The organism is Cutibacterium sp. LaCa_286, assembly GCF_057198075.1.
Window position 1 is genome coordinate 2059498 of the sequence record NZ_CP191091.1, and the last position, 24364, is coordinate 2083861.

Annotated in this window: 18 protein-coding genes; 7 read left to right on the plus strand and 11 right to left on the minus strand. The window is 64.2% G+C overall.

Going from position 1 to position 24364, the window contains the following annotated elements; all coding sequences use genetic code 11:
* Positions 1-266 precede the first annotated feature (266 nt).
* The 7 genes from rplI to ACP8JZ_RS08985 form a co-directional block, all read right to left on the minus strand.
* The gene (rplI, locus tag ACP8JZ_RS08955; RefSeq protein ID WP_023034587.1) at positions 267-716 is read right to left on the minus strand and encodes a 50S ribosomal protein L9; all 450 of its coding nucleotides are present in this window, start codon (positions 714-716) and stop codon (positions 267-269) included.
* A gap of 17 nt (positions 717-733) precedes the next feature.
* Entirely contained in the window at positions 734-970 is a 237-nt protein-coding gene (gene rpsR, locus ACP8JZ_RS08960; RefSeq protein WP_021103556.1) for a 30S ribosomal protein S18, read from the minus strand.
* A 126-nt stretch (positions 971-1096) separates the two neighbouring features.
* A complete protein-coding gene (locus tag ACP8JZ_RS08965) occupies positions 1097-1660 on the minus strand; it encodes a single-stranded DNA-binding protein (protein WP_021103557.1) in 564 nt (187 codons plus the stop codon).
* 174 nt (positions 1661-1834) lie between these two features.
* Entirely contained in the window at positions 1835-2125 is a 291-nt protein-coding gene (gene rpsF, locus ACP8JZ_RS08970; RefSeq protein ID WP_021103558.1) for a 30S ribosomal protein S6, read from the minus strand.
* A 232-nt stretch (positions 2126-2357) separates the two neighbouring features.
* Positions 2358-2741: a rhodanese-like domain-containing protein gene (locus tag ACP8JZ_RS08975; protein ID WP_484482440.1), complete on the minus strand. Its 384-nt coding sequence runs from the start codon at positions 2739-2741 to the stop codon at positions 2358-2360.
* Positions 2742-3152: 411 nt separating this feature from the next.
* Entirely contained in the window at positions 3153-5297 is a 2145-nt protein-coding gene (locus tag ACP8JZ_RS08980) for an AMP-dependent synthetase/ligase (protein ID WP_484482441.1), read from the minus strand.
* 842 nt (positions 5298-6139) lie between these two features.
* The gene (locus ACP8JZ_RS08985; protein ID WP_484482442.1) at positions 6140-6940 is read right to left on the minus strand and encodes a deoxyribonuclease IV; all 801 of its coding nucleotides are present in this window, start codon (positions 6938-6940) and stop codon (positions 6140-6142) included.
* 70 nt (positions 6941-7010) lie between these two features.
* Between ACP8JZ_RS08985 and ACP8JZ_RS08990 the strand changes: the two genes are divergently transcribed.
* From ACP8JZ_RS08990 to ACP8JZ_RS09010, 5 genes are all read left to right on the plus strand, one after another.
* Positions 7011-7853, plus strand: coding sequence for an SDR family NAD(P)-dependent oxidoreductase (locus ACP8JZ_RS08990; protein ID WP_484482443.1), 843 nt, complete (start codon positions 7011-7013; stop codon positions 7851-7853).
* A 15-nt stretch (positions 7854-7868) separates the two neighbouring features.
* Positions 7869-8660 (plus strand): lysophospholipid acyltransferase family protein, encoded by a 792-nt coding sequence (locus tag ACP8JZ_RS08995; protein WP_286322267.1) that lies wholly within the window; start codon positions 7869-7871, stop codon positions 8658-8660.
* Between the two features lie 149 nt (positions 8661-8809).
* Positions 8810-9301: a GyrI-like domain-containing protein gene (locus tag ACP8JZ_RS09000; RefSeq protein WP_021105234.1), complete on the plus strand. Its 492-nt coding sequence runs from the start codon at positions 8810-8812 to the stop codon at positions 9299-9301.
* Between the two features lie 726 nt (positions 9302-10027).
* Positions 10028-11197 carry a lipid II:glycine glycyltransferase FemX gene (locus ACP8JZ_RS09005; RefSeq protein WP_484482444.1) on the plus strand — a complete coding sequence of 390 codons (1170 nt, stop codon included), beginning with the start codon at positions 10028-10030 and terminating at the stop codon, positions 11195-11197.
* On the plus strand, positions 11194-12249 hold the full coding sequence (locus tag ACP8JZ_RS09010) for an alanine racemase (RefSeq protein ID WP_484482445.1): 1056 nt from the start codon (positions 11194-11196) through the stop codon (positions 12247-12249). The genes ACP8JZ_RS09005 and ACP8JZ_RS09010 overlap by 4 nt, the downstream gene beginning before the upstream one ends.
* Positions 12250-12992: 743 nt before the next feature.
* Here the strand turns inward: ACP8JZ_RS09010 and ACP8JZ_RS09015 are convergent.
* Genes ACP8JZ_RS09015 through glpA form a run of 3 tightly spaced genes read right to left on the minus strand, consistent with a single transcriptional unit; the run spans position 12993 to position 17214 of the window.
* A complete protein-coding gene (locus ACP8JZ_RS09015) occupies positions 12993-14243 on the minus strand; it encodes an anaerobic glycerol-3-phosphate dehydrogenase subunit C (protein WP_484482446.1) in 1251 nt (416 codons plus the stop codon).
* Between the two features lie 2 nt (positions 14244-14245).
* Positions 14246-15583 (minus strand): glycerol-3-phosphate dehydrogenase subunit GlpB, encoded by a 1338-nt coding sequence (gene glpB / locus ACP8JZ_RS09020; protein ID WP_484482447.1) that lies wholly within the window; start codon positions 15581-15583, stop codon positions 14246-14248.
* Positions 15580-17214, minus strand: a complete 1635-nt coding sequence (gene glpA / locus ACP8JZ_RS09025; RefSeq protein WP_484482448.1) for an anaerobic glycerol-3-phosphate dehydrogenase subunit GlpA — start codon at positions 17212-17214, stop codon at positions 15580-15582. Before glpA ends, glpB begins: the two co-directional genes overlap by 4 nt.
* Before the next feature lie 1426 nt (positions 17215-18640).
* Between glpA and ACP8JZ_RS09030 the strand changes: the two genes are divergently transcribed.
* On the plus strand, positions 18641-20074 hold the full coding sequence (locus ACP8JZ_RS09030; protein WP_306516679.1) for a DUF2079 domain-containing protein: 1434 nt from the start codon (positions 18641-18643) through the stop codon (positions 20072-20074).
* Positions 20075-20984: 910 nt separating this feature from the next.
* Here ACP8JZ_RS09030 and ACP8JZ_RS09035 read toward each other — a convergent pair.
* A complete protein-coding gene (locus ACP8JZ_RS09035; RefSeq protein WP_484482449.1) occupies positions 20985-21950 on the minus strand; it encodes a 2-hydroxyacid dehydrogenase in 966 nt (321 codons plus the stop codon).
* A gap of 982 nt (positions 21951-22932) precedes the next feature.
* On the opposite strand from ACP8JZ_RS09035, the gene ACP8JZ_RS09040 reads away from it, so the two are divergent.
* A complete protein-coding gene (locus ACP8JZ_RS09040) occupies positions 22933-24360 on the plus strand; it encodes a chloride channel protein (RefSeq protein WP_410172903.1) in 1428 nt (475 codons plus the stop codon).
* Positions 24361-24364 lie beyond the last annotated feature (4 nt).

Genomic DNA, 24364 nt, shown 5'->3' on the forward strand with positions numbered 1-24364 from the left:
GAGTCAGTGCGCGTTGCCGGGGTGGTGATGTTCACCCCGCCGAGACAGCGGAGAACCACCTCGACATGCACAGATGGGACTACCAATCCTGTCGTTCGTCGACCGTGTCGTCCACGGCTCTCCAAACATGGGAGGGGCCCTTTACCGATCCCGCCTCTGCCGGTCCCATTGCCAGCGCCGCGCTACGGACACCCCTAAACATGCGTGAGGGGCTCCCGGGATTCCGGGAGCCCCTCACACCAAACTCAGTTTGGTTCAGGCCGCACTCAGTTGGCGGCGACCGTCTCGACGCTGACATGCCCCGTGATGGAGTCGTGCAGCTTCACGGCCACAGCGTGCGTACCGATGGTCTTGATCGGCTTGGCGATCTCGATGGAACGCTTCTCCAGGGCCGGCCCGCCAGCCTTCTTCACGGCCAGGGCGATGTCGGCAGGAGTGACGGCGCCGAAGAGGCGTCCGGACTTGCCGGCCTGGACGGTGATCTGGACCTTGAGATCCTCCAGCTGGGAACGGACCAGCTCGGCCTGCTCCTTGGTCTTGATCTCCTTGGCGGCGCGGGCACGCTTGATCTGGTCGATCTGCACCTCGGCGCCACGGGTCCACCGGATGGCGTAGTTGTTGGGCAGCAGGTAGTTACGGCCGTAACCGTCCTTGACCTCGACGATGTCGCCGGGAACACCCAGCTTGTCGATCGGAGCGGTGAGAATGAGCTTCATGTGTCGTCCCTCCGTCCTCAGCGAGCCGTCGATGCGTACGGCAGCAGGGCAAGCTCACGCGCATTCTTGATCGCGATGGCGACCTTGCGCTGATCCTGCACCGACAGTCCGGTGACGCGACGGGCACGAATCTTGCCACGCTCAGAGATGAACTTGCGCAGCATTGCGGTGTCCTTGTAGTCGACCTCTCCGATGTGGACGGTCTTGACCGGGACGACCTTCTTCTTCACAGACTTGCGCTGTGGACTGGCCATTGTGGTGCTCTCCTTCTGAGAAGCCCGGCTCTCGCCGGAATGTGCCTGTCCCTACCCCATGCGGGGCGCGGAACCTGACGATGGATTGATGGAATGTGGGGGTTGCCTCGCACGAGGCAACATGGATCAGAATGGGGGTTCCTCGCTGCTGGCCTGGCCCCAGACGTCCGTACCGCCGCCGCGGTTGTCGTTGGTCTGGTCGTAGGACCCGTAGGATCCCTGTCCCTGGTTCTGGCTCTGCCCGCCGCCGTTGAACGACTGGCTTGCACCATTGCCAAAACCTTGGTTGTTGCCGCCGAAGGAACCCCGTCCCCCGCCCTGACCGGACGGATTTCGGGTCACCGATGCCGAGGCGTACCGCAGTGAGGGGCCCACTTCCTGGACGTCGATCTCATGATTGGTACGACGGCTGCCGTCACGGGCTTCGTAACTGCGTGCACGCAGATTGCCCTGGACGATGACTCGCATGCCCTTCGACAACGACTCGGCGACGTTCTCGGCATACTGCCGCCACACCGAGCAGTTGAGGAACATGGCTTCGCCGTCACGCCACTCGTTGGTCTGACGATCAAAGGTGCGCGGCGTCGAGGCGACCGTGAAGTTGGCCACGGGAACCCCGGACGGGGTGAAACGCAGTTCAGGATCGGCGGTGAGGTTGCCGATCACGGTGATGGATGTTTCTCCTGCCATGTGAGACTCCGAATCAGAAAGGCGTGGATCGATGGGTCACTCACGTGACTCCGTTGGTTCCATGTCTACCCGACTGGTGAGACAGTTTCCTGTCAAACTTCATCGACCAGCAGGTCCACACGGCAACCAAGTGCCCGGTAGTCGCAGCGGGCGTCCTCTCACGTGAGGGTTTGCTCAGTGAATCTCCGGACGCATGACCTTGGTACGCATGATCTTCTCGTCAATGGCGAAGAGACGATCAATCTCCTGAACCGTCGCCGGCTCACAGGTCACGTTGAGGACGACATAGATCGCCTCGGACTTGTTCTGAATCTCATAGGCCAAGCGACGCTTGCCCCACACGTCGACCTTGTCGACGGTTCCCTTCTCGTCGGTGACAACCTTCAGGTACTTCTCCATGACGGAATCGACCTGGCGCTCTTCGACGGTGGGATCGATGAGGATCATGACCTCGTACTTACGCATACGCTGACTCCACCTCCTCTGGTCTCTGCGGCCACGGGTACGTCCCGTGGCAGGAGGGCGTAATGCCTGCCACTCCAGTTGGCTGGGGTGACATCGACGTCTATACAGGACGCCGAGCTTTCACTATATCTGTTCAGGCCCCGTGGACCAAGCCAAGGGGAAATGACACCGACCAGCGAAGCTGGATTCTCGGTGCCCACGAAAAATATGACGCCGAATGAGGTCGACCGTCTCAGCGTCGACGTTCCGGACCGGGAATGAGGATCTCCCCCGCCTCGCGCCAGGCCAGCAGACCGCCGGTGATGAAATCGACTCGAAAACCTTGCTCCCGCACGGCATGGGCCAGATGTCCGGAGCGCAGTCCCGTGTCGCACATCAGCACGAAATGCGGGTCCGGCTCCGCCAGAGGGTCATCGGCCCAGACGGCCGACACCGGGTCGGCGAGCAGTTCCTTGGGGTCCACCCATCGGGCGCCGGGGGCATGGCCAGCCTCGAACTCACCCACGGTTCGCACGTCGACGAGAACCCCACCCTTCGACAGGGCGGTCAGTGCGGTGGGCACGTCGACACCGTCGGAGGGCATGCCGTGATTGGTGAGGAAATTGCGCAGTCCCATGGGTGAAAGTCTACGAGAGTGCGGAAGGCGGGGGTCTGGTGGGAATTTTTGTCATTACTTTCCGGGGGCACAGAGGGGCAGGCCGCACAGCCCGACCCCATGCCGCACAGTCACCCCATGGAGCCTCGCACCCCACGTGGGTACGGTCGGAAGGCCATGAGAGTCGGGGTGGACGTGATCCTTGGCCCCGCCCCCGTGGGCACGATTGCCCAGAGGTGAGCGAGGGAAAGCAGGCGCCCTTGGTCGGATCCCGGTCGCAGGACAGGTCCGTTCGTGGGGAAATCGAGCTGAAGATCTTCCCCTGGCCTGCCCCCACCCGGGACCCTGGCCCGAACCACGGATCGAAAATCATCTCATGTTGCCCGCTCCCCCAGCCGGAGTTCTTCGCTCAGGCTCGTCCTCATGCGGTACTCAATGCCTCACGCTGGACCCGTCGTCCTTGTGCGCCCTGCCGTTCCTGCGAGCGTCCTTGCCGGCACCGCCCCTACGTCGGATGGCGATCTTGGAGTACATCTCCTCAATGAGCTCGGCGAATCGTTTCTCCACCTCACGACGACGCACCTTGAGGGTCGGGGTGAGCAGCCCGTTGTCGGTGGTGAACTCGTCCCACAGCACGCTCAGATCCCGAATCTGCTCCTGGTGGGGCAGTTTGGCACTCAGCTCGGCCACCCGCCTGCGAATCTCCTCGGCCAGTTCCGGGCTGCGCAGTTTCTCGTTGGCCGACAGACTCGTGATGTGGAGGCGCTCGGCCAGCTGCTCGACCTGCGGCAGGGACGGTTTGACGAGCAGGGTGAGGCAGGGACGATTGTCGCCCAGGATCACGGCCTGTTCGAAGAGCGGGTCCTTGAGCAGTTCGGCCTCGATCGGCTGGGGAGCGACGTTCTTGCCGTTGAGGGTGACGATGATGTCCTTGAGCCGGTCGGTGATGAGCAGGTAGCCATCCTCGTCTAGACGTCCGACATCGCCGGTGCGCAGCCACCCGTCGTCGAACGCGGCCTCGGTGGCCTCCGGCTGGTTCCAGTAGCCCTTCATGACGTTCTTGCCCCAGTACTGCACCTCGCCGTCGTCGGCGATGCGGATCCTGGAACCGTGGATCGGGCGTCCGGCGGTACCGAACTTGTGGGCTGCTGGGCAGTTGAAGCTCACCAGTGGGCTGGCCTCGGTGAGTCCGTAGCCCTGACTCACGAGGATCCCACAGGCCGCGAAGAACTCCTCAACCTCCTTGCGCAGTGGGGCACCACCGGCGGCCAGCACCTTCTTGGGGCCACCGACGGCGTCGCGAATGGAGTGCAGCACCAAGGCGTCAGCCAGCTTGTGCTGCACCTTGAGGATGCGCCCGGGGGTGCCGCCGGCCTCGCCGACGTCCCACCACTGCTTGCCCACCTGCAACGACCAGTCGAAGATCCGCTTCTTGGCCGGGGAGTCGGAGACCTTCTCCTGAGCCACCGTCATGACCTGCTCGTAGAGCTTGGGAACACTCACGAACAGCGTCGGACGCACCTCAGCGAGCATCGAACCGACCGTCTTGGGGTTGGTGACGAAGGTGTTGAGGCAGCCGTGACTGATGAGCGTCATCGACCAACCCCACTCATAAGCGTGGGAGAGGGGCAGGAAGCACAGCGAGTGGTCGGTGGGCTGGAAGTCGAAGAAGGCGTCGAGCGACGCGATCTCGGACAGCACACCCTCGTGGGTGAGCAGGACTCCCTTGGGGGAACCCGTGGTCCCGGAGGTGTAGATGAGGGCAGCGACGTCGTCGGGGCGAGCCTGAGCCATCCGCTCGGCGACAATCGCGTCGAGCTGGGCACGATGATCCTGCTGCGCGTCACGGACGGGGCCGGCGGACTGGTCGGTGGACGCCTGGGCGGCGCTGGGACGATCGCTGCTGGACGAGCCCTCCGACCGTTCATCTCGCAGTCGGTCATCTCCTGGCTCTGACTGTCCCTTCCTTGGTTGCCCAGCGACGCGGGCCGTCTGCGAGGGCTGCGCGTCAGACGCGACGGCGGGCCACCGCGAACCATCTGACGTCAGCGCCCCGGAGTCGTCCAGTCCACCACCAGCCACCAGATCGGCGAAGGAGATCGTGGCGATGGCAGGATCGTCGGGCAGGTCACCGTCGAGGACGATGATTCGTTCCAGGCTCGGCATGCGGTCGGCGACGCTCAAGGCGCGCTGTGCCAAGGATTTGTCGGCGACGGCCAGCACCCGCACCTGCGCGTCGGAGATGATGTGGACGATCTGCTCGGGGGTGCTCGTGGGAAAGATCGGCACCGGGATCGCGCCGACCGTCAACGCCGCGAGATCCAGCTCGAGCCATTCCGGGCAGTTGTGGGCGAAGATCGAGATGCGATCGTCACGGCACAGTCCGTCGTCGGTGACGAACCCCGGATCGACCAGGCAGCGGGCGATGGCGTCCACCCGACGCCCCAGCTCGGCGTAGGTGTGCAGCACCCATTCCCCGTCACGGCGTACCCGGGTGGCCGGACGGAAACCGTGCTGGGACCGCGTGCGGGCGAACAGATGCGCCAAGTGGTTGACGGCCAATTCCTGCGTCATCATGACTCCTGACCGCAGAGCGAATTCATGGCATCCATCCTACGGCCACTGGCGGTCTGACCGGTGGCCAACCAGGAATGCGACCACGTCCCGATCAATGGCTGCCGAGTTCCTAGGCCTGATCCGTGGTGACCGAGGAATGTGATCACGTCAGACGGACGGCAGCACGATCGCACGCAGACCTTCCCCAGCCCTGTTCCAGCCACCAGCTCACCACTTCGACCACGGCAACCTCCCACGCCACTCGTTGCACAGAACTGTCCATTCCGGCAGTCCTCCGTCCTTGCAATGCATGGCAGCTCACGATTGCGGTGAAAACGCGAGTATGGTGGGGCGATCCTGCCCAAGGAACCCGACCTGACCGCGAACCTCGGCAAATCTGTGTGGCCGTGGGCAGCCTCCGCCCGGAAAATCTCGATTGCCATCGGACTTTCTCCCCAGCGCCCCTCCAGGAGCCCACGCACAGGGGCCAAACGCCAGCATGACACTCCAAACGCCAGCATGACGCTCCATGGGGGACGGGCCAGGAGCCCACAGGGGCCTGACCATCTCTTCCGAGGGGCGTGAAGCCAAGACCAAGTGCCCCGGCGAAAACGACCTTGCGCACGGTGCCCGGGCCACGGACAATCGCTGCCCGGTGCGGCCCCAGTCCCGCCCGGTGAAATTCGACAACCCAATCAGAGCAGCGCCGCTCAGCGGGACGTGATTGGAGCCACCGGGTGTGACCGGACCAGCATGATGCAGGTCAGAACTCGATGCGTCGGACCAGAGCTTGCGAAAAATACCGCCCCGCGCTGGCTGCAGTCACGATCGGGACGCACGCCCCGGGCTGGTGACATTTTTGTTCACTGCCGCTCCAGGGCCTGCTCGATCCACTCGACGTCAGCTCTGCGATCTGACTCGTCACCCGGGGTCTCCACCACCGTCGGGGCATCGGCGGCAGCAACGACCTCGCCCAATGTCTGCGGATCAATCTGCCCCTGTCCGAGGTTGGCGTGCCGATCACGTCCGGATCCCGCAGCCCCTTGGGAGTCATTGGCGTGCACCAGGTCGATGCGTCCGGTGATGGCTCGGATGTCGTCAACGAGCGTGTCCATGTCCAGACCGGCGGCGAACGCATGACAGGTGTCCAGGCAGAATCCGACGTTCTCGGCACCCCGCGCCGCCCCGATTGCCTGCCAGGTGCCGGTGAGTCGCTCCAAGGTGCGAGCCATGGCGTTCTCCCCGCCGGCGGTGTTCTCCACCAACAGCGGCACCGGGAAGTCGAATCCGTCGATGGCCTTGCGCCAGTTGTCCTGCCCCTTCTCGATCGGCTCACCCTGACGCACGTGCCCGCCGTGCACGACGACACCGATCGCCCCGATCTCAGCTGCGGCGTCGAGAGTCTGCTGAACGAGTTTTCGACTCGGGATGCGGATCCGGTTGTTGAGTGAGGCGAGGTTGATGAGGAACGGGGAATGGACCACCACGGTGACACCGGCCTTCTGCGCCGCCTCCCGGACGGCTTGAGCCCCGCCCGGGTTGTCGAAGCGTGGCTTCTTCCACGACTGGGGATCCGAGACCGTCACCTGGGCCAGATTGCCCAGGACACGGCCGCCAAGGACGTCGTCCAGACTGACGTGGGAACCGATGGGATGAGCACTCATGGGCCAAGACTAACCAGAGAGTCCTCGGCTGCTGTGGTCTGAGGCAGCAAGCTGCCGTAGATTGGTGGTCATGGCAACGAGCATGGTCACGGGCGGCACGTCGGGAATTGGCCGGGAGTTCGTCACCCAGCTGGCGTCACGGGGCGACGACATCGTCATCGTCGCCCGGGACACCACTCGGATGGCGCAGATCAAGGAGCAGATCGAGGCCCGCTACGGCGTGAGCGTGGAGACGATCCAGGCCGACCTCTCCAACCGGCACGCCGTGGCCTCGGTGGCGGAGCGTCTGGAAGACTCGGACAGCCCCATCGACCTGCTCGTCAACGACGCCGGTTTTGCCGTGCACGCCAAGATTCTCGATCCCGACTCGCTGGAGTTGCAGAATCGCGCCTTCGAGGTGATGTGCCGCGCCGTTCTGGAGCTGTCGGCGGCGGCAGGGCGCGCCATGGTTGCCCGTGGGCACGGTGCCATCCTCAACGTCTCGAGCTCCAGCGCCTGGATCAACACTGGCAACTACTCGGCCCTCAAGGCTTGGGTGCTCACCTTCACCGAGGGCTTGGCCAACGAGCTGCACGGCACCGGCGTGCACGCCATGGCCCTGTGCCCCGGCTGGGTGCACACCGAGTTCCACTCCCGTGCCGGGGTGACGGCCAACCACCTTCCGGACTTCTTCTGGATCCCGGCCGACGTGCTGGTGCGCGAGGCCCTGGCCGATCTGGACCGCGGCAAGGTGGTGAGCGTGCCGACCCCGCTGTGGAAACTGTTCATCGCAGTGGCCAGTCACGCCCCGCACTCAGCAATGCGGTTCCTCTCCCGCACCCTGAGTTCCAGTCGTGACAAGGACGACCACCCGCAAACGACGAATTCCCCCACCACGCACGACGCCCCCTCCACACACAGCACCGAGGCCTGACCCATGAGACATGACATGGGGGCCAAGCCAACCAAGTCTCGAGGGCGCTACACCAGCACTCTGTCAGCAGTGAGCCGAGAGGCCGCCAACCTGCTGCTGCTCAAGCCGCTGGTGTGGCGTCTCACCGATGTCACCGTGCACGGAGTTGCCAATCTGGATTCCCTGGACGGTGCCTACATCGTCGTGGCCAACCACTCCTCGCACCTGGACACACCGCTCATCTTCGGGTCGATGCCACGTCGGCTGTCGAAGTACTTGGCAACCGGGGCAGCTGCCGACCACTTCTTCACCAACTGGCTACACGCCATCACACCGGTGATGTTCTTCAATGCCTTTCCGGTCGATCGAGGCAAGGGCAAGGCTCGGGTGGCCACTCGAGGGACCACCGCGCATGGGATGGCCGGGTCCCTGCTCACCGACGGCGTGCCGCTGCTCATCTTCCCGGAGGGCACCCGGTCCCGCACCGGCGCCATGGGGACGTTCAAGCCCGGAACAGCCGCCCTGTCGATCTCGCGTGAGGTGCCGATCATCCCGGTGGCCATCGTTGGCGCCTTCGCCGCCATGCCCAGCGACAGCGGGCTGCCCAAGGGGCGTCCGCCGGTTCACGTCGTCTACGGGCACCCGATGGAGCCGGCCCCTGGTGAGATCGCCCACAAGTTCTCCGAACGAGTGCGCCGTCAGATCATCGAGTTGCATGACCAGACCGCCCGGGCATACGGGATGCCCACCCTTGCCGAGTACGCCCGCACCCTCGCCCTGGAACGGTCGACGACGAAAACTGCCGGTGAGGAGCCCCATTCCAAGTGAGATCGACGACGCGCCGACCGTCGTCGACAGGTGATGGCTGAAACTGCCTCTAACCACTCGTCCCAGAGCCGTCTGGGCACCGGCCCCTCACCTTGGCATCACCCAGACCAAGCCGCCTTCACCCCCCAAAAAATCGTAAGGAGCCCACAATGAACGCCAAGGAGCCCCACAGACGAGTGGTTGCCGATCAACACATCATCTCGGTGAATCGCCGGGTCAGCGTCGACGGGCTCGACGAGTTCATCGACGAGGCGATGAACGGCATGGCGCGACTGCTGGAGGGCAACGGGTACCCGTTCGTCATCTACCACGACGGTCTGACGGTGGATTCTCCGGGAACCGTGGAGGTGTGCCAGCCCATCGACCCCGATTTCGGGCGTCGACTGGAGCTGCCCGAGGGAATCATTCGGCGGGTGGAGCCGGAGCATGTGGAAGCGTGGGTGACGGTAAGCCGGGCTGAGCTTGCCTTTCCCGAGATCGACGAGATCTACGCCGGCCTGGATGCCGACCTCACCGATCGCGGTTGGCAGCGTAACGGCGCTCCCCGCGAGGTGTACTGGGGTGAGTGGAACGATGCCGCCATCGACGATCCCACCTGCGACGTCTGCTTTCCCGTGGTGCCGTACCCCGACGAAATGTGACGGGGCTCAGGGACGCCATCTGCACAGCGGTCTCCTGCCGCTCACCCCAGAATCCGTTGACCAGCCCAGGGCCAGGCTGGATCAGGCACCGGCACTGATGGGGCACAGGGCTAGATGAACACAGGGCCAGATGCGCACAGGGGCGTGGCCTCAACAGAACCGCACCTTCGGGGCGCCTCCCACAGGGCCTGATGCGCACAGGGCGCAGGTCCGGAAACCCAGAGCACAAAAATCCCAGCACGCCGTCCGTCGCGTCACTCAAGTGCCTCGCCCACCCCTCGCCTGACAAAAATGTGCACACCGCTGGCAAGGCCCATGCCCAGACACAACTCCACGACTCAGACAGCAGCCTCCGACCACGCACCGGCCACACATCCCGAGGCACAAAACTCCCGGCTCGCAGCATCCCCATCCAGGAGCCCCCACCTAGGCGACCGCCCACGCCTCTGCGCCCACCCGAGTCTCGTCCCCCTGGGATCGCAGTCGCCGGCCAGCCTCGATGCACAAAAATCCCGACTCACCGGTGCCACAGTCCCTCATCTGACTCATCCACCGCTCGCCTGACAATTTTGTGCATCCACCACGGACCTCACTCCCAGACTCCACGAGCTTTCCGGCTCCACCACCCCTTCTCGATCAGCCGCGTCCCGCCTCGTGGCATCCGGGTGCACAAAACTCCCGGCTCGCGAGCTCGCTGGGCACTCGTGAACCCCGTATGGTTGAGGGGTGACGATTCAGGTACGACGTATCTCTGCCGATCAACATCTGGCTTTTCTACAGGACTGGGCGAGCCCGGGGTCGCAGGCGTGCGAAACGGTGAGTTTCCTGCAGACCCCAGCTTGGGCGCAGGTGAAAACCGACTGGCGCTCTGAGTCCATCGGGATCGTGCGGGACGGCACCGAGCTGCTTGGTGTCGGCCTGGTGCTCTACCGCCAGGTGCCCAAACTGCACCGCTACTTGGCCTACCTGCCCGAGGGCCCGGTGATGGACTGGTCCTCCCCTGAGCTGCCGGAAATCCTCACCGCCCTGCGCAGCCACGTGAAGTCTCGCGGCGCCTTCGCCCTGCGCATCGGCCCCACCCTGCCACATCGCGTGTGGGCCAAGGACACCATCAAGGCAGCCATCGCCGATGAATCCGTCACGGCACTGTCCGAGGTGCCTGCCGACCGGACGAACCGCCGAGCAACCTACCTGGCCAACCAGCTGCGCCACCTGGGGTGGCGTCCACCAAAGGATGAGCAGGGATTCGCCGCCGGCCAACCCAAGTTCAACTTCCAGCTGCCCCTCGTGCGGTGGAAGGACGGTGAGCGGGTACGTCTGAGCGAGGACGAGGTGCTGGCTGGAATGAATCAGCTGTGGCGCCGAAACATTCGCAAGGCCGCCAAGAAGGGCGTCGAGGTGGTCCCCGGTGGTCGGGACGACCTGGCTGCCTTCCACACCGTCTATCTGGAGACTGCCGAGCGCGACAGTTTCACCCCACGTCCGTTGGAGTACTTCGAACACATGTGGGACGCCCTCAATGCCGAGGATCCCGATCGGATGCACGTCTACCTGGCTCGCCACGAGAGCGACGTTGTCGCCGCGACAACGTGGATCCACGTGGGCCGGCACTGTTGGTACTCCTACGGCGCCTCCACCAACGCCAAGCGCGAGGTACGCGGATCGAACGCCATCCAGTGGCAGATGATCCAGGACGCCATGGCGGTCGACGCCGACGTCTACGACATGCGCGGCATCACCGAGGGATTGACCGCCGACGATCCCGAGCTCGGCCTCATCAAGTTCAAGGTGGGCTCGGGCGGGCAGGCCGTGAGCTACATCGGCGAGTGGGACCTCGTCATCGATCCACTGCTCTACAAGGCCTTCGACCTCTACATGGAGCGGAGGAGCCGATGAGTCTCGTCATGCACGTCGATACCGCAGCCTGGCGTTCGCACCAGGATGCCGTTCTGGCCGGCGACCGGCTGACCGTACCGGTGATCAAGGGCAATGGTTACGGGTTCGGGCTGGAGCGGCTGGCTGGTGAGGCGGCACGTCTGACGGCGGACGTCGTCGCCGTGGGGACGGCCGGTGAGGTCGCGGCGGTACGCGCCGGTGGGTTCACCGGTGACGTCGTCGTGTTGACGCCGTGGCGACCCGGCGATCCGATCGTCGAGCAGATGTTGGACGAGGCCGCCCGGAGTGGTTCGGGGGTCATCATGACGGTCTCGCGGGTGGCGGACGCCCAGGCGTTGGCTGAGTCACGCCCCGGACTACGGGTGATACTGGAGGTCCTCACCTCGATGCTGCGCTTCGGGCTGGCTCCCCAGGAGTTCCGTCATGCGGTGGCTGCCTGCCAGGATCGCTTGGAGATCGTCGGCTGGACGATCCACCTGCCCATGACAGGTGAGCACCTGCAGGAGGCCACCGATCTTGCCACCTCTGCCGTGGCGGCCTGCAAGGTCCCGTTGTGGGTCTCGCACCTGGACGACGACGAGCTCGACGTGCTGCGTCATCGGATGCCGGTGACGGTGCGACGCCGGGTCGGTACGCACCTGTGGTTGGGTGGCGCGGATGCCTACCGCTACACCTCGAGTGTCACCGACGTGCACCAGGTGAGCCGCGGCGAGCGGGTGGGCTACTGGCAGCGCGCCGTTCCCGATCCGCGTGGCGGCCAGGTGGTCGTCGTCGACGGGGGCACGAGCCACGGGGTGGCGATGAGCGCCCCGACCCCGGGCGCTTCGGTGCGCCAGCAGCTCACGGCTGCTGCGGGTGGTCTGCTCAACGCCTCCCGGCTGGCCCTGTCACCGTTCAGCATCGGGGGCCGCAAACGGTTCTTCGTCGAGCCACCCCACATGCAGGCCAGTCTGGTCTGGGTGCCGGGTGGGGTGAACGTCACCGTGGGTGCCGAGATCGACGTCACGATGCGTGCCACCACGGCCACTCCGGACGCGATCGTCCTGGAGTGACCGGCCACTCGCTGCCTCGATGCACGTCCGGCGAGGCCGTCCAGCCCACCGATCCCCTACAGCTCAGATGATTGGAGGAGCGGAACGGCTCGCCACACGTGTACAGGGCGGGGTAACCTGCTGCTAGAAGATGTCCACTCTCGTACCCAGTGGTGTGCCCCAAGAATCGAAGGATCAGGACTCGACCGGGTCATACTCACGCTCCCACGGGGCACGTCCCGGCGCTGCACTCGGGTCTGACCTTCTTCCGTCCAGTCACCCTGCCCGGTGCCCACCAGTGAGTCCATCAATCCATCGCCCATTCGCCAGCTATGAGATGTGGGACATCCCTGCGTCCACACCTGATGAACCTGGGGGTCGGCAGACAACCGGCCTGCGTCTACCTCGGTACTCCCTTGCCTCAAGAGAGGGGGACCGTCCAGTGGCGCTCTCGCGGTCATGGAAGAGGATGCCGCCACTGGCACTTGACGGCTCGGCATGTCACCGACGACCCGATGGCCACCAAGTGGCCCCATCCTCTGCCCAGGGGCAGCTGCCAATCACGAATTGCTGGGCCCGAAATCAGGGCCAGTCACGATGTCGGATCGCAAAACCCGAGACCAGCCACAATGCTGAACCACAGACCCGAGACAGCCACGATGCTGGGTCGCAAAATCCGGGGCCGCCCACGCAGGGCAGCCCCGGATCCACATGTCACTCGGTCAAACCAGACCGCAGCCGATCAACCGGCTCTCGGTTCTCTCTCAGTCGAGCAGGTTGTCCGACAGCCCCAGAGCCTGGTGCAGCAGCCACACCGGGTGGACGATCTTCACGCCCGAGGACTTGGTGATCTGCCAGCGGCAGGTCTCGGTGTCGCAGACGCCGACGCCCTCGTTGTACTCACGCATGTGCTCGAAGACCTTGGCGCCGATCCGCTGGGAGACGTCGTAGCGCTCGGCCTTGAGGCCATAGGTACCAGCGATACCGCAGCAGGGCTCGTTGGACTCCAGCACCTTGACGCCCGGGATGAGCTCCATGAGCTGCACGGCCGGGAATCCCATGCCCTGGCTCTTGACCTGGCAGGGCTGGTGGTATGGCACGGTGAGATCGAGCGGCTTGAGGTCGCTGAGGTCGATCTCGCCGTTGCGGTACTCCTCCATGAGGAATTCGCAGAAGTCGAACGAGCGCACCGACACGTCGTGCAGACGCGGGTCGTCGACACCCATGATCTCGTGGGCCTCGTGCTTGATCATGCCGATGCACGAACCCGAGGAGGACACCACCGGGATGTTCTTGCCGCGTGCGATGATCTTGTCGCAGATGTCGAGCAGGGTCTTGGTGGACTGCTTGAACAGACCGTTGGACTGCTGGGCCAGGCCACAGCACCCCTGCTTGGGCACGAGCACCTCGTAGCCCAGGTGCTCGAGCACCTCGATGGACTTCACGGAGGTCTCGGTCTCGAAGTAGCCGCCGGCGCAGCCCTGGAAGAAGATCACCGGGCCCTTGGTGGGCTTGGTGGCAGGCTTGTGCTTGCGGATCCACTTGGAGAGGGTCTCGGTGTGGGCCTCGGGCATCGGGGCCTCGCGGTGCACCTTGATGATCTTCTCGACGGCGAAGCGAATCGGCTTCTGCTTGAGGCCCCAGTTGGCCAGCGGAGCGATCGGGGAGAGCACCTTGCCCTCGAGCACCGTGAGCGGGATGAGACGGTCACGCAACGGAACACCGTTCTGGTGCTTCATCTTGGCAGCGGCCTGCTCGTTGAGCTCGGCGATCTTCACACCCTGCGGGCAGTGCAGGGTGCAGATGCCGCAGAAGTTGCACCACTCGAGGGAGTTGTCCACCGAGGCTCCGTCACGAAACCGCTCGGCCTGCGGACCGTTGTACTTCGGGCCGGTGTACAGCGGGGTCGCCTTGGCGACCGGACACATCGTCTCGCAGATGGTGCACTTGACGCATGCGTCCAGCGAGGCCCGGGAGGCCTCGTGTCCGGAAAATGTCTCTTCGATGACGCCCATGATCAGTTCCTCTCCGCAGCAGTGACGCCCAGCTGGGCGGCGATGGCGTCAGCGGCCTTGATCGCCGATCCCAACGCGATTCCCTCACCGGACTTCTCCTGCCAACGAGTTGCGCCGGCAATCACGCCACCAGCAGCGAAAACGTTGGTGTAGACGGGCTTGCCGTCGTGAATGGCACGCATGTCCTCATCGACGTCGACGCCGGAGAGGAACAGCGGCTGCGGGTCGCCCCAGTAGTCGCCATGCGTCAGATCCTCCGTCTTGACGCCCTCGGGCATCTTCACCGGCAGACCAAGGATCGTGTCGTGCAGCTCGTAGTGCGAGTCGAGCTGCAGGGCACCGGACTCGAAACCGCCAGCGGCCAGCACGAAGACGTCGGCCTTGAGCTCGCGCTCGTGTCCAGTGGTGTGCAGGGTGATCGACTCCAGCTTGCCGTCGGACCCGGCGGTGGCACCGACGACCTTGGTGCCGAGCATGTAGTCGACGCGCTCGTCCTTGGCGAGCTTGACCAACCGATTGTTCATGCGCATGCCGGGAACGCACGGCGGCAGCGAGGCGATCTCGAAGACGTCGGTGCCCAAGATGGCGCGAGCGTCGGCCAGCACCTCGTCATGGTTGTCGATACCGAGGATGGCCGGCAGACCGACGACCTCTCCGGGATTGACGAATGCCTTGAGACCCTCGAGGAAGATCTTGCGCACCTCGGGGTCGTCCAGGCGACGAGCCAGGTTGAGGCCGGTGGCGTCGTACTCGCCGGGGCGAGCCTCGAAGTCCACCATGACAGCGCGGACCTGCGGCTTACCACCATCGGGCAGGACGGTGCGCGAAAGGTTCTGCGCGATGAGCGAGGGGTGGAAGTCCTTGTACTGGGCCACGCCGATGATGACCATCTTGGCGTCGCCATGCAGTACACCGGCCTTCATGGACTCGGGGATGAACGCCGTCGGACGGGCAGCGCCCACGGCGGTCGGCACCAGGACGTTCTCGTCGGCGGAGCCGTTGACGAGCTTCTCACCGAGGATCTCGGACAGCAGTTCGACACCGGAGCGCACCGCCTCGACGCCGATCTTGGCGTACGGGTGCTCGGGGTGCTTGGCTGCGAAGGCCTCGATTCCCTTGGCGGGATTGGTGACCCGCTCCGGGTCGTAGCCCAGCAGATCGATGGTGCCCTGGCCCAGCTGCAGGCCGCCGACTCCCTTGGTGACCAGGGTCACGCGTGCTCCGGCACGGCGCAGACGCAGCGCGGTGACGAGACCGGCGAGACCGGCGCCGATGACGGCGACGTGGGGCGCATTGGCTCGGGCAACGGTGATGGACTCAGGTGCTGCAGTGGCGGTCACAGTACAACCTCGCTCTCGGGGACCGGAAGGTGCTCGACGTCGAAGGTCCCCTGGAAGATCCAGTCGTCGAGAGCGGTCTGACGGACCTGCTCACCGTAGAGGATCGGCCACAGACCGATCCACCGGTTCTTGAGGAACAGGCGCAGCAGGCCGGTGGCGCGCTCGGCGTCGATGGCACCCTCCTCGAGGGCGACGCCGGTGGCGCGCATGGAGCAGAAGCCACCCTGGCAGGGCCCCATGCCCAGACGCAGCTGACGACGCAGGTCGTCGAAGGTGGCGTCCGGCTGCTCGGCCAGCAGATCGGTGAAGGCCTTGCGGCTCATGAGCTCACACTCACAGATCACCTGGTCGTCGATCTTGGACTTGGCGGGCACCTTGGCAGGGTCGCCGCCGCGCACCAGGCCGGTGGCGGCACGACGCTCCTCGTTCTCACCCAGGCGATGGGTGATGAGGTAGTTCTTGCCGGAGGTCGAGCCGGGCACGACCTCCTCGGCGGTGCGGCAGGGGCGATCGTCGCCCAGCTGCTCGACCATGACGTCAACGATGTTCTTGGCCATGAGGCGGTACGTGGTGAGCTTGCCGCCGATGATGGAGGCGATGCCCTTGACGCCGTCACGGGAGCCGTGGTCGAGGATGCTCATGCCGCGCGACATGTGCCGGGTGTCGGAGGCTGCCACGCGCTTGTCCTTGAACAGCGGACGGGCGCCCGACCAGGCGTGCACGGCGCGGGACTCGCGGAACCCGGGGATGAGGGCCTCGCCGGAGTCGAGCATCTGCTGCACCTCGTTGCGAGGAATCGGCAGACGATCCGGATCCTCCTCCTTGACGTCGGTGGTACCGATGATCGACACGGTGTGCACCGGCACGAGGATGTCACCGTCGGCCGGGTAGATACACCGGTTGACGACGGTGTTCACCAGACGGTGGTTCATGGCGATCATGATGCCGCGACCGGCGACGACGTCAACGTCGTGACATCCGACCATCTCGGCGATCTTGCCGGCCCACGGGCCAGCGGCGTTGAGGACGAACTTGGTGTTGATGGTGATCTGCTCGCCCGTCTTGAGGGCGGTGGCCTTGACGGCGGAGACCTGGTCCCCGTCCAGCTCGATGCCGGTCACCTCGTGGTAGGTGAGGATCTGAGCACCGTAGTCCTCTGCGGAGTGGGCGGCGCCCCACACCATCTGCCAGCCATCGACGGTGCCGTCCTGCACCGCGAAGGCACGCTTGATCCCGGGGTTGAGGCGGGGCTCACGACGAAGTGCCTCACCAACGGTGATCTCCTCGAAGGGCACCTTGGCAGCGGTGGCCCCTTCGACCCAACGATCTGAGAAGTCGAGGTCGTCCTCGGGGGTGACGACGAAGAGTCCGCCGGTGCTCTCGACCGCGTCTGCGTTGATCCGCGTGACGATGGCGTTCTCCTCGGCGCACTCGGTGGCCGACTGCTGGTCAGAGACGACGTAACGTCCACCGGAATGCAGCAGGCCGTGATACCGGCCCGTGGTGCCCTGGCCGAGGTCGGCCCTGTCGAGCAGAATGGCGGAATACCCGCGCATTGCTACATCCCGGACAACGCCTGCCCCGGTGGCACCGCCACCGATGACGACGACATCCGCCTCCATGGTTCTCATAAGTAGTACTCCCTCCGGGTGCGCGGCCCGGGTCCTGGCTGGCTCTCGCCTGCGACACTGTCAGGTTTGTCATCAAGACTACGAGACGCCATGCATCTGTGCCTATGCGCCCTGCCAACGTGCATGAATTCCGACACGTGAAGAACGGACGTGCAGGCCGGAGGAAATATGTGCATCCCATGGGATGCATCAGGAGGTGCTGGGCTGGACGAGCCAATCGAGAACGAGTGGAGCGGTGCCCGTCGTCATGGAGTGTGACGCCCATCGTCTTGAGGCGATGGAGGCACCCGTGCCGAGCTGATCGAGGGCGGACACCTGACGAGCGATGGGCAACCTGATCGGGAGCGGACAATCTGACCGAGGGATGGGCAACCTGACCGGGGCGGACAACACGGACAAGATCTGGGTGTCGACTGTCCACCGACCGTGATGACCATTTTTGTCAGGCCAGAGGGCATCGAGTCACTGCAGTGCAGCTGAGTCTCCCCGCGTGACATTTTTCGACACCTCACAGTTCGCACCCGTCTCAAGAGATCTCGTGTTTCCACTGCACCGCTGCGTGAGGAGAGAGGCATTGAGTGAGACGTGGCGTGGCTCGTGCCTGGCGCTGAAAGACCTCCGCACTGTCTCCCATGACAATTTTCATCCGGTCACGAAGGACCAGGCACAGCGATGCGGCCGTTCTCTGCCAACCGACATTTTTCGACATGCCCTCAACCGAGCTTCCTCCACAGAGAGAATCGCGCGCTCACCACGGCAGAACCGCTCTTCGTACCCACCACTCCAAGGCGTGGGGTGACCGAAAGCGGAACTACCGAAAATTGACAGCCAGTGATCAGCGGATGGCTGGTCCCGACCACGGCTCGTCAGACACCTGACCGGCGATGAGGCGCGAGTCCTGGCGAGGCGCCTCGCACCGATGGAACCAGATCAACTCACCACAGATGTCTCCCACGAATCGGAGATGACCCCCCGCAAGAGATTCCCGTCAATGACGATTTTCACCGTGCCATGCGGTAGCGAGGTACTCCCATGCATCCCACCAGCACCACTCGACATTTTTGACACGCTGCCCACCCAGCATGTCCATCGCCCGAGGTGCATCCGTCTTGTCACACGTCACGGCACAAGGAATCCACGATGCCGAACGGCGATGTCCCTACGTACTGCTCAGCAGATGACCTGCCTCGGAGACTCGGGGAACTGAATACATAGGCCCACGCGCATCGCCCATTTACACTTCTGTCAGCCACCCGGTGTCCAGTCACACCACAACCATGCCCGACACAGCCGAGATGAAAGCCACATGGTCATGCTTCACAGGCGCCGCCCCGCGTCCCAGACCCAACCTGATCAGCAAACATCAGCAGTACCGATCAGCATGGGAAGCACCGGTGCATCCACAACCGCCACCCGGATCGCTGACGTGTCGATCGTCATCATCGTGACGCTGTGCTACAGCACGTACGCCCTCATTCGTCACGCTGTCTTCAAGTCAGCGGGGTACGACCTGGGGATATTCGACCAAGCGGTACGCAATTATGCACACTTCCACCTCCCCTACTCACCCCTCAAGGGGGTCTCATTCAACCTGCTCGGCGACCATTTTCATCCGCTGCTGATGGTTTTCGCACTGCTGTACTGGATCTGGGACGATCCGCGAATGTTGCTCGTGGGACAGGCAATCGTGGTGGCATTGAGCCTGCCGCTACTCACCCGGATCGCCGAACGACGAATGCATCCGATCGCAGCACGGATCTTCACCGTTCTCATCGCCTTCTCGTGGCCGATGCAGGGGCTCATCGACTTCAACTTTCACGAGATCTGCATGGCCATCCCCCTGGTCTGCCTAGCCTATGACGCCCTGGATCGTCGCTCGTTCACACCGTTCATCGTGGCATGCGTCCTGCTACTCGGCGTGCGGGAAGACCTGGGAACCGTCGTCGCCCTGCTGGGACTGGTCTGGGCTTGGGAGGTATGGCGCACGACCCACGACCATCGACAGGCGCTGCGTGGTGTGTACATGTTCCTCGGGGGCATCGTCGCATTCGTCGTCATCACGAGGCTGGTCATTCCGTCGCTGGCACCGGACGGCACCTTCGCCTACTGGGACTACCCAGATTTCGGATCGAGCCTCTCGGACATGCTCGCCATGATCGTGCAGCACCCTCTCAAAAGCCTCGGCATCGCATTCGACAACAGCTACAAGCGTCAGACCCTCCTGCTCCTCGTCGAACCGTTCTTCTTCCTGTGTCTCGGATCGGTGCGCTGGTTACCATGCCTGCCAATTCTGTTGTCGCGGATGTGGTCGAACCGCCCCCTGCTGTGGATGGGCATGTTCCACTACAACGCCATCGAATTCGTCATCCTCGCCATCGCAGCGGTGACAGTCGTGGGAAGGGTCTCGAAGAACTGGCGAAAGGCGGTGGTGGCCATCCTGCTGATCAGCATCACCTACTCATATCGAATTGCGCACTTGGAAAGTGAGTGGACAGAACCGTTCCGGCAACTTCCCCAGGATGTGCGGACGATCAAGAACAATCCGCGGATTGACGCCATCAATGAGATGCTCGCAGCGGTACCAGAAAACACCTGCGTGACCGCAGACGACCGAGTCGCGCCCCACCTCACCTCAACCAATCGAGTCACGGTCCCCGGCGCCCCCACCCCCAGAACGGATCTCGTCATTCTCGACATGACACAGGCAGACACCGGCAATGGTCTGTCCAAGCCCTCGGACGCCTTGAAGGATTACGAGGACCAGGGGTATCAGCGCATTGCGGACAAGGAGAACTACATCCTTCTCAGCACGAGCAATGTCGTACCAGACAAGAGGCTGTGCGGACCTACGGCGCCATAGGCCAAGACCTGCGCGCACAAGACCTTGCGCGGTGCGGAGGCAGCCGGTGGGCGCGACACCAGCAGGAAGGACCGCTGCCGGCCGGCAGAGACCGTGACGCTGAGGTGCCGCCGATTCATGTCATCCTCCTCGACCTTGGCTGGGTGTGTGAAATTTTCATCGAGTCGGGGGGGTCAGGGCACTGCAGTGCAGCCGCTCCCACCCAGCTGACATTTTTCGACACGGAACGGCCGACCCTGCTTAGACGAAGAAAGCCCGTGCTTCACGGATGTGCCTCCTCGCGTCTGCTCAGATCGAGTTCTTGTGCCCACACCGTGAGGGAAAGAAGCGCTGAGGGCACTGCACTGGTTCGCGTCTGGCCTGGGAAGGCATCCGCGCTGACGGCATGACGATTTCCACCCCGCCCCGAGGGACCAAAACACTGTGGTGCAGCCATCCCCTACCAACCGACATTTTTCAACATGACATCATCCGAAGCTGCCTCCACAGCGAGAGAATCGCTGTGCTCACTACGTCGAAGGAACTCCTCGCGCACCCACCACGCCAGATCATCGGGAGTGTCGAGATCGCGGCAGGCCCTGGACTGCACCCAACCAGGTCAGGGACGACACCGCGATTGCTGGTGTGAATTCTCCCTGCTCGAAAAGCCTCGGTGCACGATCGTGTCGTCACCTCCGCCCGGCTGACATTTTTCGACACGGAACGACCGACCCTGCCGCGACGAGGGAAAGCCCGTGCTTCAGGCTGCACCACTCCTCATCCACACCACCACATCGTTGTCATCAGCTGGTCGGGTCACCACGATCGTCACAGCTCAACAGCCTGGGGACCCTGACCGGTCATCACCCCACCGAAGCGGTGCCCCCTCGAAGTGCACAGATGAGCAGATGGCAGGTACGTCGCGACGTCCTCATCCCACCGGGGTGAGAGCATCCTTTCCCCCGAGCATGGCGGCAATGTTGCGCGCAGCGAGCTCGGTCATCTTTTCGCGCGTCCGTCGAGCCGCTGAGCCGATGTGGGGCAGCAGTACCACATTGTCCATGTCATAGAGCTCGGGCTCGATGTCAGGTTCGTTCTCGTAGACGTCCAGCCCGGCTCCTGCGATCTCGCCATTGCGCAGGGCAGTGACGAGGGCCTTCTCATCGACACAGGCACCTCGCGCCGTGTTGACGAGGTAGGCCGTACTCTTCATGGCGGCCAGCGCATCGGCGTCGATGATGTGACGTGTCTGCTCGGTGAGTGGACAGTGCACGGAGACGACGTCACTGGTCCTCAGCAACTCGTCGAGCTCAACACGCCGGGTAGGGGCAGTGCTGGGGTTGGTGGCGTCGATGGCCGAGGCGTCCTTGTCGTGTCGCGCGGTGTAGACGACGTCCATACCGAAGGCAGCAGCACGTCGCGCCATGGCCTCACCGATCTGGCCCAGGCCGATGATCCCCAGGGTGGCACCTTGCAGTCCCATGCCCAGCATGAAGGTGTGGTCGTAATGCCACGGTTGCTTGGCCCGTACGTACCGTTCGGCCTCCCCCAGCCGACGCGTCACCATGAGCATGAGCCCGAAGGCGAGATCCGCGGTGGTCTCGTGCAGCACACCCGGCGTCGTCGTGACGACAATGCCGCGGCCGCGCGCTGCGTCGACGTCGATGTTGTTGAATCCGGCGGCGCACTGGCCGATGACCTCGAGCTTGGTGGCCCGGGCGAGCATGTCGGCGTCCAGCGGGTCGGACAGGCTGCTGAGCAGGGCGTCCGCCTCGACAATTTGCTCGGCGAGCTCCTCGCGCGTCATTGCGTGGTCCCCGCCGATGATCTCGCACCCGTCGAGCTCACGGGCGACGATGTCGGTGAGTTGAGGTGCTGTGACAACGATGCGTTTCATGGCTCCACGCTAACCCGCACGGGGAGGCCGTGTGCGAAAGATGCCCCATCCGGATCTGTGCAGTGATTCTTGGGGGGCGTTTCCTGCCCGTCCGGAGTCGTGATTGTCACAGAACCCCGGTGTTCAGTTCGTGCTCATTTCTCACAGCTCAGGACGGCCTGCGGCCTTGAGAAGGTGCACTTCCTGGGAAGGTCGGCACCTGTGCAGGACGGCGGTGGAATCAGGATGAAGCGTTCCGCTGCCATGGAGCCCTCCGCCCCAGTCAAATCGGCACTGTGTCAGGTCGGAGGCATTCTGTGCTCGCCACGGGGCTCTCGATCGGCCCGTGTCAATTTCTCACAACTGGGAGTGGTCATCTGCAGATGATGTGTTGTCCTGCCGCCCTGCTGACATTTTTGACATCGCACAGATCTGAATACCGTGGGCCGGGTCCCGGAGCACAATCCTGCGCCGACAGTTCCTCCTCGCCAACGCCATGCATGTTCTCCCTGCCACCCCCTGCATGGGCATACCTTGCCCCTCTTGCACACACCTCGCTTCCCCGCACGGACACCGGCAAACCCCACCCGGCGCACATCCCGAGCGGAGGGAGACGACTCAAGGAAGCTGCTCACGGCCTGAATGATGTCGGGTGGACATCCCGGGCGGAGGGAGACGACACTTCCCCGCATGGGCACCGGCAAGCCTCCCTGCCGTGCGATGGCAAGTGTCGTCCTTGCTCGGGCCAAGCGCTGGTGTGAGCAGCTCAGCGTCTCCCTTGGCAGCCTTCGTCCCCCTGCTCGAACCAAACGTTGGTGGCCAGTCATTCCCGCCAGGGGCAGGGCAGCACCCCACCCCTGCCGGCAGGCCCTCTCCGCCACCGGGTGCCTGTCGTGATCCTTGTCGACCATGTCACAATGGCTGGGTGCAAACTTCGGGCCCAGAACCACGCTCCGGCAACCGAGATGTACGCAAGGAGGCCCAGCATCGGTGGGTCAGACGACTGCGCAGGTTCCGCAAGGCCCTCGTCCCACATCGTCCCAAGGCGTTCCGGGACTCCCTGAACCGTTGGCTCCTCATGGGCCTGCTCATCGGCCTGTTGTCAGGAGTCGGTGCCATCATCTTCTTCTTCTGTCTGGAGACCGGCACCCACTGGCTGCTGGAGGGGCTGGGCGGCTACCGACCCCCGGGCACCCTGGGTGAGGGAGACGGCAGCCCTGGCAGCTCCATGTCTCGGCCGTGGGCCATCCCATTGGTGGTCGCAGGCGGTGCCCTCGTCTCGGGCATCCTGGTGCACTTCGTCGCCCCCACCGCCCAGGGACATGGCACTGACAACGCCATTCACGCCGTCCATCACGATCCTGCCGAGCTTCGACCCAAGGTGGCAGTGGTCAAGATCATTGCCTCCTCCCTGGTCATCGGTTCGGGCGGTTCCGGCGGGCGCGAGGGCCCGACGGCCCAGATCAGCGCGACCGCCATGTCGGCGCTGTGCAAACGGCTCAACATCCGCACCCCCGACGCACGTATCGCCGTGTCAGCAGCCATGGCCTCGGGCATCGGGGCGATTTTCCGTGCCCCGTTGGGCGGTGCCCTGCTCGGCGCTGAGCTGCTCTACCGCGACGACATGGAGGCCGACGCGATGATGCCCTCGCTCATCAGCTCGATCGTCGCCTACGTGACCTTCGGATCCGTCTACGGATTCAGCCCGATCTTCGGTACCCTGTCGGGAGTGCAGTTCTCCAAACCGGTGCAACTCATCTGGTTCATCTTCCTGGGGCTGGCTGCCGGCCTCATGGGCCGGCTCTACGCGGTGATGTTCTACAAGGGCACCGACCTGTTCGCCAGGCTACGGCTTCCTGGCTGGCTCAAGCCAGCCGTGGGTGGCCTGTGCGTCGGACTGCTCGGCCTGCTGCTGCCCCAGGCGTTGGGCACCGGCTACGGCGACGTGCAACAGGAGATGTACGCCGACGTGCTCGTCAAGATGCCGATGATCATCGTCCTGGCCATCCCCTTCGCGAAGATCCTCTCGACGACTCTGTCCATCGGTTCCGGCGGTTCCGGCGGCGTGTTCGGCCCCGGCATGGTCATTGGTGGGGCCACTGGCGCGGCCATGTGGCGACTGCTGGAGACCTTGCCCGGCATGCCTGCCTCGCCGATGAGTTTCGTCATCGTCGGCATGATCTCCTGTTTCGGAGCCGTGGCGCACGCCCCACTGGGGATGATGCTCATGGTCGGTGAGATGACCGGAAACCTCTCCCTGCTGGCCCCCGCGATGATTGCCGTCGCCGTGGCCTCCCGCGCCGTGGGTGAGGTCTCGATCTACCGGTCCCAGTTGCGCGACCGTCTGGAGGGACGGGAGGTGCACGAGACCTTCGAGACGGCGAAGGCAGCACGCAGGAAGAAGGAGAGGAGTGCCGACGGAGCCCAGTGACGGC

Bases quoted from the DNA above. Each gene is read 5' to 3' on its own strand.
- rplI (WP_023034587.1), bottom strand. From the start codon at position 716: ATGAAGCTCATTCTCACCGCTCCGATCGACAAGCTGGGTGTTCCCGGC.
- rpsR (WP_021103556.1), bottom strand. From the start codon at position 970: ATGGCCAGTCCACAGCGCAAGTCTGTGAAGAAGAAGGTCGTCCCGGTC.
- ACP8JZ_RS08965 (WP_021103557.1), bottom strand. From the start codon at position 1,660: ATGGCAGGAGAAACATCCATCACCGTGATCGGCAACCTCACCGCCGAT.
- rpsF (WP_021103558.1), bottom strand. From the start codon at position 2,125: ATGCGTAAGTACGAGGTCATGATCCTCATCGATCCCACCGTCGAAGAG.
- ACP8JZ_RS08975 (WP_484482440.1), bottom strand. From the start codon at position 2,741: ATGGGACTGCGCAATTTCCTCACCAATCACGGCATGCCCTCCGACGGT.
- ACP8JZ_RS08980 (WP_484482441.1), bottom strand. From the start codon at position 5,297: ATGATGACGCAGGAATTGGCCGTCAACCACTTGGCGCATCTGTTCGCC.
- ACP8JZ_RS08985 (WP_484482442.1), bottom strand. From the start codon at position 6,940: ATGAGTGCTCATCCCATCGGTTCCCACGTCAGTCTGGACGACGTCCTT.
- ACP8JZ_RS08990 (WP_484482443.1), top strand. From the start codon at position 7,011: ATGGCAACGAGCATGGTCACGGGCGGCACGTCGGGAATTGGCCGGGAG.
- ACP8JZ_RS08995 (WP_286322267.1), top strand. From the start codon at position 7,869: ATGGGGGCCAAGCCAACCAAGTCTCGAGGGCGCTACACCAGCACTCTG.
- ACP8JZ_RS09000 (WP_021105234.1), top strand. From the start codon at position 8,810: ATGAACGCCAAGGAGCCCCACAGACGAGTGGTTGCCGATCAACACATC.
- ACP8JZ_RS09010 (WP_484482445.1), top strand. From the start codon at position 11,194: ATGAGTCTCGTCATGCACGTCGATACCGCAGCCTGGCGTTCGCACCAG.
- ACP8JZ_RS09015 (WP_484482446.1), bottom strand. From the start codon at position 14,243: ATGGGCGTCATCGAAGAGACATTTTCCGGACACGAGGCCTCCCGGGCC.
- glpA (WP_484482448.1), bottom strand. From the start codon at position 17,214: ATGAGAACCATGGAGGCGGATGTCGTCGTCATCGGTGGCGGTGCCACC.
- ACP8JZ_RS09035 (WP_484482449.1), bottom strand. From the start codon at position 21,950: ATGAAACGCATCGTTGTCACAGCACCTCAACTCACCGACATCGTCGCC.